Annotated in this window: 12 protein-coding genes; 2 read left to right on the top strand and 10 right to left on the bottom strand. The window is 37.4% G+C overall.

Annotated features, from left to right (window positions below):
* Positions 1–6 precede the first annotated feature (6 nt).
* The gene (locus tag MMP72_RS00640; RefSeq protein ID WP_241313750.1) at positions 7–1,329 is read right to left on the bottom strand and encodes a site-specific integrase; all 1,323 of its coding nucleotides are present in this window, start codon (positions 1,327–1,329) and stop codon (positions 7–9) included.
* 270 nt (positions 1,330–1,599) lie between these two features.
* Positions 1,600–2,622, bottom strand: a complete 1,023-nt coding sequence (locus MMP72_RS00635) for an AraC family transcriptional regulator (RefSeq protein ID WP_241313749.1) — start codon at positions 2,620–2,622, stop codon at positions 1,600–1,602.
* A 128-nt stretch (positions 2,623–2,750) separates the two neighbouring features.
* Here MMP72_RS00635 and MMP72_RS00630 point away from each other — a divergent pair, with 128 nt between their 5' ends.
* Positions 2,751–3,452, top strand: coding sequence for an NAD(P)H-dependent oxidoreductase (locus MMP72_RS00630; RefSeq protein WP_241313748.1), 702 nt, complete (start codon positions 2,751–2,753; stop codon positions 3,450–3,452).
* Positions 3,453–3,518: 66 nt separating this feature from the next.
* Here the strand turns inward: MMP72_RS00630 and MMP72_RS00625 are convergent, their stop codons facing one another.
* Positions 3,519–4,268 carry an iron-containing redox enzyme family protein gene (locus MMP72_RS00625; protein WP_241313747.1) on the bottom strand — a complete coding sequence of 250 codons (750 nt, stop codon included), beginning with the start codon at positions 4,266–4,268 and terminating at the stop codon, positions 3,519–3,521.
* 344 nt (positions 4,269–4,612) lie between these two features.
* On the opposite strand from MMP72_RS00625, the gene MMP72_RS00620 reads away from it, so the two are divergent.
* Positions 4,613–5,842 carry a GGDEF domain-containing protein gene (locus tag MMP72_RS00620; protein ID WP_241313746.1) on the top strand — a complete coding sequence of 410 codons (1,230 nt, stop codon included), beginning with the start codon at positions 4,613–4,615 and terminating at the stop codon, positions 5,840–5,842.
* Between the two features lie 69 nt (positions 5,843–5,911).
* On the opposite strand, the gene aroC is transcribed toward MMP72_RS00620, so the two are convergent.
* The 7 genes from aroC to MMP72_RS00585 all read right to left on the bottom strand — a co-directional run bounded on the left by aroC (position 5,912) and on the right by MMP72_RS00585 (position 12,250).
* Positions 5,912–7,003: a chorismate synthase gene (gene aroC / locus MMP72_RS00615; protein WP_241313745.1), complete on the bottom strand. Its 1,092-nt coding sequence runs from the start codon at positions 7,001–7,003 to the stop codon at positions 5,912–5,914.
* A gap of 11 nt (positions 7,004–7,014) precedes the next feature.
* Positions 7,015–8,025, bottom strand: coding sequence for a 50S ribosomal protein L3 N(5)-glutamine methyltransferase (gene prmB, locus MMP72_RS00610; RefSeq protein WP_241313744.1), 1,011 nt, complete (start codon positions 8,023–8,025; stop codon positions 7,015–7,017).
* 162 nt (positions 8,026–8,187) lie between these two features.
* Positions 8,188–9,375 carry a VWA domain-containing protein gene (locus tag MMP72_RS00605; protein WP_241313743.1) on the bottom strand — a complete coding sequence of 396 codons (1,188 nt, stop codon included), beginning with the start codon at positions 9,373–9,375 and terminating at the stop codon, positions 8,188–8,190.
* Positions 9,376–9,387: 12 nt separating this feature from the next.
* Entirely contained in the window at positions 9,388–10,239 is an 852-nt protein-coding gene (locus MMP72_RS00600; RefSeq protein WP_241313742.1) for a MoxR family ATPase, read from the bottom strand.
* Positions 10,240–10,284: 45 nt separating this feature from the next.
* The gene (locus MMP72_RS00595) at positions 10,285–10,671 is read right to left on the bottom strand and encodes a hypothetical protein (protein ID WP_241313741.1); all 387 of its coding nucleotides are present in this window, start codon (positions 10,669–10,671) and stop codon (positions 10,285–10,287) included.
* On the bottom strand, positions 10,664–10,969 hold the full coding sequence (locus tag MMP72_RS00590; RefSeq protein WP_130161510.1) for a YcgL domain-containing protein: 306 nt from the start codon (positions 10,967–10,969) through the stop codon (positions 10,664–10,666). Before MMP72_RS00590 ends, MMP72_RS00595 begins: the two co-directional genes overlap by 8 nt.
* Before the next feature lie 138 nt (positions 10,970–11,107).
* The gene (locus MMP72_RS00585; RefSeq protein WP_241313739.1) at positions 11,108–12,250 is read right to left on the bottom strand and encodes an HRDC domain-containing protein; all 1,143 of its coding nucleotides are present in this window, start codon (positions 12,248–12,250) and stop codon (positions 11,108–11,110) included.
* Between the last annotated feature and the right edge of the window lie 203 nt (positions 12,251–12,453).

The following is a 12,453-nucleotide window of genomic DNA, read 5'->3' as shown; positions in this document are numbered from 1 at the left end:
TTTTTATCATTCCAATAATTCTTCAGATATACGTTTTAAATTTAAGAGGTTTGCACTATCTACAATAAAGCGTTTAGCGTAATAGCTTGGCATTATGCTATTAGCACTCCAACCACCTAATACACGCAGATCTTCTTGGGCTTGTTGCATATTTTCGTCATTGTCGATTAGACCTTTAGCTTGATACTTTTTTATTGCAAAAGCTAATGTGATATAAGCCCAGGTATGTCGGCAAACATGAGGCGTGATTTTGTGGATAGAATCAACCTTATTGTTATCAAAATATATAGGATGTAAGTACCTGAAGACCTTATCAATTTTGTTAAAAATTATATTAATTGCAGAGTAACTTAATGGGGAGTAGGGTGGTTTCAAAGATGTAAACAAGATATCAGATTCACCACAACTCCTTATGTAATTGATATACATAACTAAAAAATTATAATCCTTTTGATTCAACTTTATAACTCTATATGACTGTTCATTTTTAATACTTGGCTTTCTCATCCTAGTATCATTTTCATCATCAGTATTTGTAACTATAAGGCTATAAGAATCAGAATTAATTGATTTTTTAATTGATTTCTCTGTCAATAACATTAGCTCACCAACTCTCAATCCGTAATTCAGCATGAGATGTATGATTAAGAAATTACGAAGCTGATGTGGTTGAGTTGAAAAAGGATTGTTAGGATTAGTTTTGTTTTTTTGATCTGGCCGAATTACTTCATAAAGATTAGCAACCATCTCATTGCTTAAGCTTTTAAAGCTATGATTTATAGTATTTTTTACAGTTAATCTTCGTTTAAAAAACTTTCCAAATATCTTTTTTTTATTTAATAAGAATCTATCTATTTTTTTCCTATGGCTCGTTATTTCTTTAATCGTAAGATCCTGATTTCTAATATTCCAATACTCATCCAAGAGAAAAACAAAGAACTTAATTACAGACCTCAGACGTTGTGTAATAGTCTTATAATTGACATCAGTATTTGATCTAAGTCGAATCAAATTCATTTCTAATTTTTTATTATTTTCTAGAAAAACAATAAAATTATCTATTTCATGCACATAGACTTCAGGTGTGTATCCAGAAGAAAAAAATGACTCACAGAACAAAGTTGAATATTTTAAAAACCAGAATTCATACCAAAGCTTTATTGCGAGCATATCAGATTGTTGCGTAGCAAAACTTTGAAATCTTAAAGCAGTTAAGGAATAGAGGAACGGATAAAGACATGGCGAAGTAGTAGAGGCATCAAACAGCAAGACTATCCGATTTTGAATAAACTTCTTTTTTGAAAGCTGAATTGTTTTTATGAAAAGCATGAGCTGTTTGTAAACTTTGTGAAGTATTTAAGATATAAACATAACTAAAAAAAGTCTGTTTTAATTTGTACTGTAAGTAACTGAATTATAGTTGATGGAACAAGTTTATGAACTTAATGCCACCTGTATCAAATTTAACATAATGTTGATTATGCGCAATATTTCAAATATAAGTAATTGCTTTATATGGTGTTATTTTTAAATATCACTATATAAAATACTTAATAAACACAACTGACTATTGTTTACAACTCTCATTGATTCAAGTTTCTAATAATAATTACCCTTAGAAACCTCTCGATAAAACTTAGGCGTAACGTTTGTCCACTTTTTAAATGCACGAGAAAAATGAGAAATATCTGCATAGCCCAAACGCTCTGAAACTTGCTCAATTGATAACTTATGTTGTCTCAATAAACGCTCAGCATGCGTCCTACGCACTTCTGCAACAAGAACTTGAAATGCCGTGTTTTCATTCGTCAATTGTCGTTGTAATGTTCTTTCTGAAATGTGGAGTTTCTCGGCAACTTGTTTTAAGGATAAGAAGCCCTCGAGCTCATCATAAACTAACTGTTTTACGACTGATGCCACATTATCTTTATCTCTTCTTTTTAAGGATAAGCTCTGAACATCCTGTTTACATTGCTGTTTAGTTAACCGAGCCGCCAATGCATCCGCCGTTTTAAGCTCTAAATTGAGCAAATCCTTTTTAAGAATTAAACAATCATTTTTATGACCAAAACTCACATTTAACCCATTGAATTTTCTAAATTCTTTATAAAAAATAGGTTTATCTTGCTGAAATATAAATGTAATTTCTAATTTATGTTGAACTAAATTTTCTAATATTTGTGCAAATCCAAAAACCAAGAACGTAATACCATGCGTATTTAGTCTAAACTGTTGTAGAGGTTGATTAAAATACAAGTATGCCATTTCTCCATCGATTTTAAGCCTAGGTTTAAATACAGAACAATGTAAACCAATAAATTGTTCTAAAACATCTATAGCATCCCCTAAAGTTTCTGATGCTGTCGCTGCAATCCCGACATGTCCATAACAAGAGATTTTCATCTCTTTTGCAAGATATAAACTTATTGCTGGCTCTTTTGTAAGTAACGCTGCTTTTTCCAATAAGTAGTTAAAAATATTGAAATCCACATACCAAAATGGAGCATTTAATTTCTGTGAAGAAATGCCTGTTCCAGCCAAAAGTTGTTCTGAAGAAATATCCCACTTTTTTATAACATCGACCAATAGATTGACATATGTACCAGGTAATTCAGGGTTCATAATTCATCCTTTTATATGCAATATCTGGCGTAAAATGGTAAATAGTGGCGGTTTATGAACTATGCCACTTTTTAGCTTTTAGGCATAGTACATATATCTAAAAATTTACATACCAAGGTTATTGATCAATGAATGTTTTAATTGTTCATGCACATCCTGAAAAACGCTCTTTTACAGCAGCACTGAAGAATACGGCCCAACAAACCTTCGAGCAATTAGGTTATACCGTTGAGATTTCTGATTTATATGAAATGAATTTCAATCCAGTTGCATCAAAAAATGATTTTGAACATTTGAATCAACCAGAATATTTCAATTATGCGCTTGAGCAACGCCATGCATTAAAGCAACAACAATTTTCAAAAGATATTGAACTTGAGATTGAGAAAGTAAAGCGTGCTGATTTTATTCTGTTTAGTTTCCCATTGTATTGGACATCTGTTCCTGCAATTTTAAAAGGCTGGATTGATCGAGTCTTTGTTTCAGGTCTTTTTTACGGTGGTAAGCGTTTTTATAATCATGGTGGTATGACTGGAAAAAAAGCAATGCTCTGTTTGACTTTAGGTGGACGTAGCAATATGTTCGGTGAAAACTCAGTGCATGGTCCTATTGAACATTATTTATCTTCGATCCAACGTGGCACACTTGCCTATGCTGGCTTTGAGGTTTTACCACCATTTATCGCTTATCATGTCCCGTATATCAGCAATGAAGATAGAGAAAATATGTTAATGAGCTTTGAAGAATACATTAAAAATTTAGCTGATTTAAAAGCTCTAGAATTTCCACATTTAGAAAACTTTGATGAAAAAATGAATCCGCTTGCATAAGAAGTGAGAATAGAGACTGCGACCAAGTCCCCAAGCAAAGTCACAGTCTCTATATTTGTGAAAACCTTACTTGTTAGCCTGTTGGATCTTATAACATTCGTCTAGTGCGAGTTCATAATACGCCAAACCTTCCTGTGCTGCTAAAAACACTTTTCGTTGTAAGTCAGGATCCTTGTCACAAAGTCTCTTAATCAATTCCATTGCTTCATAAGGATGAAGATCATCATAGTGAGCATGCGCTCTTAACCAAGCCAGTGATCGTTTATTGATATTGACTTCTGGGTGTTGGGTGTAACTTTGAACACCTTTATAAACTTGTATGCTCCAATCCCCTGTCGCCCACTCTATTGCAAGATTCGTGGCGGCTATACTTTCAGCTAAACTGCCACGAAAGTTAACATCCCATAAAAAATGATTTACAGCATTCATCGCTGCGGGTGGTCTGACATTATTTAACATCTCAACAGTTAGTCCAAAGCCTCCAGCCCAATCTTGATACCAACTGAGATGGCGTTCTTCAACTTTAATATTTTGGATCAACCAATCACGAGTCTCTGTGACGCCATTCAGTGAAAACGATGTCGCTTTGGCTAAGCTCCCAGCCATATAAGAGGGAAAATGGGCAACTAAAGGATAAAAGTTCAATAATGCTGATCGAAAACATTCGAGACTTAATGAACCACTTGCCATATCTAAAAATAATGGGTGTTTGCTAACTCTTTCTTTTGCAGGCAAAAGTTCATCCCAGAACTTCTGTGACCATCCAGAATGAGCTGTAATTTCCAGTTTTGTTCCATATTGACTCATAGCAGTCATTTCGATGCATCCTATTTCGTATGACTTGACTCAATCACATTCCATGATTGCTGCTTTTTTATAAATTGTATCCTAATATCCTAAATATACAATCACCATTATCAGATTTGTAGTTATTTTGTTTGCCAAATATCTTCTTCATTTAAATCATTCTATTAGGTATCTTCAAAAGTTTGATGAATCTTAAAGTCGTGCAAGTTTTGAGCAAGAAACAGTGATTATGACAAAAAATGGAGTTTTTTTGATTATCTAATACACATTTTATTTAATTCAGTGTAACGTAGTAAAAAAGAATACCTATATCTGACTTATATAAAAAATCTTTGGGAGTGGTGAGAGATAAAATGAAGTTGAAAGCTTCCAATATCTTGGGACAAGAACAAATCGACTTGTTAATATCTCGCGGGCTAAATTTAGTTTGGTTTCCTAAAGAATTAGAAGCGATCTATCGAGATCAGTATAGAAATGAGGCTGCACATGAGTTTCGTTATCGTGGTCCCATTATTCTAGGTCTGTACTTATTTCTTAGTTTTGGTATTTATCAAGTATTACCACCAGACATGCGGCTTGAATGGATTTCCTACTATGGATGGGTAGGTATTATTGTCCTGATCGCATGGTTACTTTCCTTTCTTCAAATTATGAATCGGTGGTTTGATCATTATGTCTGTATAGGTTCAGCGGGTGCTGTTGCCATTACATTTACTTTGATTAACGTATTAGAACAAGGTCAGCACAACGTATTATTTCATGCAGCGATGATGTATGCAGTGGTCATTATTTATGGCTTTGTTGGTATGCGTTTCTACACAGCGATCATTGCTGGTTGGTGTGGCGGTCTTGTCGGTGTGGCGGTCACTACATGGTTAAATGGTTCAATAGATTGGACTTTTTTAAATAGAACATATACGTTTAGTAGTTTCTTAGGGATGGCCCTTGCCTATGCCACAGACCGACAACATCGAGAAAATTATCTACAAAATTGTATGATCGAATTAAATCGATTAGAGCTGATGCGTCAAGCACAACAACTCTCGATTCTATCGCAGCAAGATGCTTTAACAGGTTTAGCAAATCGCCGTTATTTAGATGAAGTGCTTGAAAATGAGTGGAAACGCGCAATGCGCCACGAAATGCCAATCACCATCATGATGATTGAGATTGATTTCTTTAAGCTATATAACGATACCTTGGGACATATACAGGGTGATCAATGTTTAAGACGTATTGCAATATCACTTGGTTCGCTAACGTCGCGAAGTGGCGATCTCGCTGCACGATATGGTGGAGAAGAATTTTTACTCCTATTCTCAATGACTGACCAAGAACAAGCGTTAATACAGGTCAAAAGACTCATGGAGTTAGTTGGCAATATAAATATTAGTCATCCCAAAAGCCCCATTTCTAAGCACGTCACCATTAGTGTCGGGGTGACAACAATGACACCTAATATGAATGATAGCCTTTCAGGCTTTATCGCTCAGGCAGATCACGCATTATATGTTGCGAAAAGTAATGGGCGAAATCAGTACCATATTGCAGCTTCGGAAAATATGATTTCTGAGGCGTTATAACGTTATTGTTTAGGTATTTTAATATGATAAAGACCACGCATATAACACATTATATGCGTGGTTTAAATATTAAGCTTCAATCGGTTTAAATGGCGGCAACACATCAGCATTCTGCGCACGGTGACGTAAGAAATGATCCATTAAAACAATTGCCAACATTGCTTCTGCGATTGGTGTTGCTCGCACGCCAACACAAGGATCATGACGACCTTTGGTTAACACATCTGTATTTTCACGATTAATATTAATCGTTTTACCCGGTGTGGTAATACTTGCTGTAGGTTTTAGTGCAATGGCAACACGGATGGTTTGACCACTCGAAATTCCCCCCAAAATGCCGCCAGCATGATTGGCAAGAAAACCGTCAGTTGTCAATTCATCACGAGTTTCATGACCAAACTGTCCTGCAACTGCAAAGCCATCACCAATTTCCACACCCTTTACTGCATTAATGCTCATCATTGCGTGGGCAATATCTGCATCTAAGCGGTCAAAAATTGGCTCACCCCAACCCACGGGTACTTTTTCCGCTAGGATTTCGAGCTTGGCACCACAACTTGTGCCTTGCTCACGTAAAGAAGTGACCAGTTGCTCAAAGCGTGGAACCGCATCGACATCGCCACAGAAAAATGGATTATTCGGAACTTCTGCCCAATCCAACTTTTCTGCAACTTCATTACCGATTTGAGTCACATGTCCGCGAATATTAATACCAAACTTTTCAGCCAAATATTTCTTCGCAATCGCACCTGCTGCAACACGCATTGCCGTTTCACGGGCACTTGAACGACCACCACCACGATAGTCACGGAAGCCATATTTTTGTGTATAAGTATAATCAGCATGACCAGGGCGGAAAGTTTGCGCGATGTTGCCGTAATCTTTAGATTTTTGATCTGTATTACGAATCAACAACCCAATCGGTGTGCCCGTAGTTTTACCTTCGAAGACACCTGAAATAATTTCAACTTGATCAGGTTCTTTACGTTGCGTGGCAAATTTAGATGTGCCCGGTTTACGGCGATCTAAATCTTTCTGCAAATCATCTTCGCAGAGTTCAAGACCTGGCGGCACACCATCGACAATTGCCATTAAGCCAACACCATGTGATTCTCCACATGTTGTCACTCGAAAGAGTTGCCCAATACTATTCCCTGCCATGCTTTTGCCCCTTAGTTTTGAACGGATTGCTGAAATACTTCTTTATAATGACGACATTGTTCAGCGGTTAATGCAAAAATACCTGAACCGCCTTTTTTGAAAGTTAACCAATGGAAATCAACAGTGTTGAAGTTCTGACGCATTGCCCATTCTGAATTTCCAACCTCGATGACGATCAAACCATCTTCGGTTAAATAATCAGCCGCTTGTGCCAACATTTTGCGTACTAAATCTAAACCATCTTGACCTGCGGCCAATGCGAGCTCAGGCTCATGCAAAAATTCTTCTGGTAAATCGGCCATATCCTCTGCATCCACATATGGTGGATTGCTGATGATTAGGTCATATTGGTTTTCAGCAGGAATTTTTGCAAATAGGTCAGACTCAAGTAAAGCGACTTGATGCTGTTTATCATGATGCTCAGTGTTGATGGACGCAACTTCCAACGCTTCTTTTGAAATGTCTGTTGCATCAACCTCAGACTCAGGGAATGCATAAGCCAAAGCAATTGCAATACAGCCTGAACCCGTACACATATCTAAAATACGTTGTGGTGTTTTAGGATTCTTATTTTCAGGTAAGCTATTGAGTGCCTCAAGCATTTGCCCATTTTCATCTAAGCAATAAGGTGCAAAACGCTGTTCAATCAATTCTGCAATTGGTGAACGAGGAATAAGCACACGCTCATCGACATAAAATGGCTTGTTAAAGAAATAAGCAAGATTCAATAAATAAGAGGTCGGAATACGCTCATTGACACGGCGCTCTAATAAGCTCAAAAACTCAGCTTTTTCACTTGGTAATAATTTCGCATCTAAAATTTCTGGATTAGCAGCCCATTCTAGTGAAAGTGTTTGCAAAACCAGCGCAGAACTTTCTGCAAAATAATCTTCTGTACCTTGTCCTAAGTGCGCGTCATATTGACGAAGTGCAGTTACACCAAAACGAATAAAATCTCGAATGGTTACTAGATTTTCAGCCGCTTCTTGTAAATGTTCAGGGCTGATTGTAGGTCGCTCCACTTAGGCGTCTCCAAAAGTGCTAATTGCAAAACAGTTTATTTTACCTGAGCCAAGAAAAGCAAAGCAACGCTTTAAAAAGTTTCTAACTCTCTTGAGGCTTATTTAATAAGAAAAAACCGCTTCAAATCAAAGAAACGGTTTTATATCGTATTTATTTAAATTTTAACGTGACAAATATCTGGTCATATCTTCAATGCCCTTTAGCGTCATTGGATACATGTGATTATCAAAAGTTTCTTTAATCCACTGAATGGTCTGGGTGTAATGCCAATACCCTTCCAACTCAGGATTGAGCCAAGCTGTTTTATCGAAGTGTTGGCGTAATCGTCTTAACCATACCTCGCCAGCCTCTTCATTCATGTATTCGACTGAACCACCAGCAGACTTTAACTCGTATGGTGCCATGCTCGCATCGCCAACAACAATGACACGATAGTCTCGCCCATAAGTATGGAATAAATCCCATGTATTCATTCGTGTTGAGCTACGGCGATAATTATCTTTCCAGACATAATCATAGAGGCAGTTATGAAAATAGAAATATTCTAAGGTTTTGAATTCTGACTTCGCTGCACTAAACAGTTTTTCACATTCTGCAATGTGAGCATCCATTGAACCGCCAACATCAAACAACATCAGGACTTTAATGCGATTGCGACGTTCTGGCACCAGTTGGACATCCAAAATACCCTGTTTTGCAGTTTCGCGGATCGTACCATCAACATCGAGTTCTTCAGCAGCACCTTGACGCGCAAACTTACGTAAACGACGTAATGCGATTTGCATTTGGCGCGTACCTAAGACCTGATCATCATCAAGATTCTGATATTTACGTTGTTCCCAAACTTTGACGGCTGAGCGTTTACGACCCGGCCCACCGATACGCACACCTTCTGGATGATCACCAAAAGCACCAAAGGGTGACGTTCCACCTGTTCCCACCATGCGATTACCGCCCTGATGCTTTTTATGCTGTTCACGTAAACGCTCTTCCAGCATTTTCATCAGTTCTTCAAGCGAACCTGCTTTTTGTAGTTCGGCACGTTGCTCAGGTGTGAGATGCTTTTCTAATAACTCAAGATCAAACCAATCTTTGGGTAGTTTATGAACTTGTTTAAGCAATTCATCTAGATCGAAAGTCTCAATGCCATCGAAATAATCTTTCATGGCACGATCAAACTTATCAAAGAAGCGTTCATCTTTGACTAAGACTGTTTTAGCCAGTTGATAGAACTGTTCTTGATCAGCAAACACAAGACCTGAAGCGACAGCCTGATTGAGATCAATCAGTTCACGTGTCGTGACTGGCACCCCATATTTGCGTAAGGTGTAAAACAATCGAACAAACATTGAAAAACACTCTTAACGGCGTGACATAAAGGCTAAACGTTCAAGGAGTTGTACATCTTGTTCATTTTTAATCAAAGCGCCATATAGTGGTGGAATGGCTTTGGATTTATCATGATTACGTAATACATCTTCAGGCATATCATCTGCCATCAATAGGCTTAACCAATCAATGAGCTCTGATGTTGACGGTGGTTTCTTTAAATTGGGTACTTGACGTAGCTTAAAGAAAACTTGTAAAGCTTCACTGACCAAGGTATTTGAAATACTTGGGAAATGAACCGCAATAATGTCACGCATGGTTGCTTCATCAGGGAATTCAATATAATGGAAGAAACAACGACGCAAGAATGCATCAGGCAATTCTTTCTCATTATTCGATGTGATAATCACAATCGGGCGCTGTATCGCGGTAATCGTCTCACCTGTTTCGTAGACATAAAATGACATTTTGTCGAGTTCATGCAATAAATCATTTGGGAACTCGATATCTGCTTTGTCAATTTCATCAATCAACAACACACAACGCTCTTCGCTGGTAAAAGCTTCCCACAATTTACCGGGTTTAATATAGTTTTTAATGTCATAGACGCGGTCATCACCTAACTGGCTATCACGTAGTCGTGACACAGCATCATATTCATACAAACCTTGCTGAGCTTTGGTCGTTGATTTGATATGCCAAGTAATCAGTTTTAAACCGAGACTTTCTGCAACTTGTTCAGCAAGTAATGTTTTACCTGTGCCCGGCTCACCTTTTACCAATAATGGTTTTTGTAGAGCACGTGCGGCTTTTACTGCAAGTTTCAAGCTATCAGTTGCAATATATTGATCTGTACCAGCGAAGTGTTGTGTATCAGCAGACATTTTAAAACCTTATTTTTCTATCTTTAACAATGTGTGGATGTATACCTAAACTGAACGTGCAGTTTTATTTGCAGTGTATTTTGACCAGCAAAAGCCAATCAATAGTCCTGTACCAATGACGAATAAAATCAATGATAAGTTAGACCAGATTAAAACATGTTCTTTGGTGAGCACACCAAAAATCAAACCAAAAATAGCAGGTGCTAATGCTGAATTAGGACCCTCTGAAATCGTAGGTGTTGCCAGAATCGCAAAGACAACAATCCACAAGATTCCACCAATTGGGTTGGGTAAACGTGTCATCAAACGATACCAACACCATAATGCAATGAGTGTTCCAGTAACATATACAATGATTGCAACATTCTCTTCAGGAAATTGATCAAGTACTGAAAGAATGTTCGCCCATATTGCAGTTAAAGTTTCAAGCACCGCGCAAACCCTCTGGTTCTACCGCATTTGGATTGATTAATCCTTCTGGCGGCATCTGCATAAAAAAGCCTTTGGTCTGTAATGAATCTAAAACATGAAGCACATTCACACGTGCAAGTTTACGTTCAGCATGGAGTTCTAAATGCATCACAAAAGTTGCTTTGCCAAATGCTTGTAGAACTGTTTCAGGAACACCTTCAAATGGATTTTCGAGTTCCTTGCCATCAGAATGGTTTGGACGAGCAATATACATATACATTTCGTCTTTTTTGCTCGATCTATAAATATCGCAGTGCATGTTTACTCACAACTCTTAACAATCTTAGGGGCTATTGGTCTAGATATCATCTCAACAGACCATAAACAGCATACATGAAAAAAAAAACAGGTACATTAATGAATGTTAACGCAACAGTCGATTTTTTGACTACCTTGTTTATCTGGAAATTTTCATTTGTGTGGCTAAATATTCAGTGTCCTGCTGCAACAATGCAATCAATGGTTCTGTGAGAACATCATAACGCCACCCAAGTAAATAGCTTGGTAACTCTTGCTCAGGCAAATGAAAAACCACATGCTCATAAATGGCATTCAGCCATTTTTTTCGCAGCAAGACTTCTTTTGGTATTCCTGTTTGCATAACAATATCATCTATCAGCGCATCTACTTTAGGCGCGACTTCTTTAGAGTTACTTTTTACTGGTCGAGCCATTTTTAATGGCCAATCATCTTCTGGCGGTAAAAACTTCAACAGATCTAAAATCGTTCGACCATGCTCACGCACTACATTCGGCCGTATTTCTTTGATCTGAGCCAGTTGAAAATTATTATGTGGGTTCTTTTCCACCAAATCCAGCATGGTGGTGTTTTTCAGAATGAAACTGCGTGGCTGGTTCAATGCTTTGGTAATTTGATCTCGCCAAATACTTAATTGTTGTAGCTGCATCAACTCACGGCGTGTATGACGATAATTACCAATATTGGTATAAAGCTCTGGAAGCGGTGTTTCCATTGCAATTTCTTTGGTTAAGTTTTGACAATCTTCTAGAACATATTGGTACTGACCTTTACGTTGTAGATCATTTTTTAAGGCATCTGCAAGCTTTACCAAATACAGTACGTCGTTGGCTGCATAACACATCTGCTTCTCGGTGAGCGGTCGAGCTAACCAATCTGAGCGGGTTTGATCTTTTTCTATATCAATATTTAAGCAAGTTTTGAGCGCATTTTGATAACTCATTTGAAGCCCATGTCCAAGAAATGCCATTGCCACTTGGGTATCAAAAATATTCTTTAATGGTTTCTGATCAGCATAGTGATAGATCAGATCAATGTCTTCACTACACGCATGGAAAATATTTTGTTGTGCGTTAAATACTTTTTGCCAAAAATGCGATAAGTCCAGTGCGGCCCCATCCAATAAGGAAACATGTCCATTTAGATTAATTTGGCAGACTCCAAGTTTTGGATATAAGGTATCGACCTTAATAAACTCAGTATCAAGTGCATAGGTGGAACATTGTTCCATTTGGGAGAGAAGAACAGCTAAATCGTTTTGCTGTTGGATAAATTGAAACATATTTGCTCAAATACAATAATAAAAGAACCATTGGCGACTAACTGTTAAATACAGTCATCGTACATGCGAGATTAAATGTAAAAAATTAATCAGTATTCCACATACACAACATGAAATTACTCCTATTCCTTTTAATCAAAAAACGAAAATCCTTTTCGCCCGCCAATAGTGCCATAAATTCCAGCAAATAGATCTAGAATAAT

Origin of the sequence: Acinetobacter sp. NIPH 2699, from assembly GCF_022549355.1 — a bacterium.
Taxonomy (GTDB): Bacteria; Pseudomonadota; Gammaproteobacteria; order Pseudomonadales; family Moraxellaceae; genus Acinetobacter.
This window is presented reverse-complemented; position numbering and strand designations above follow the sequence as displayed.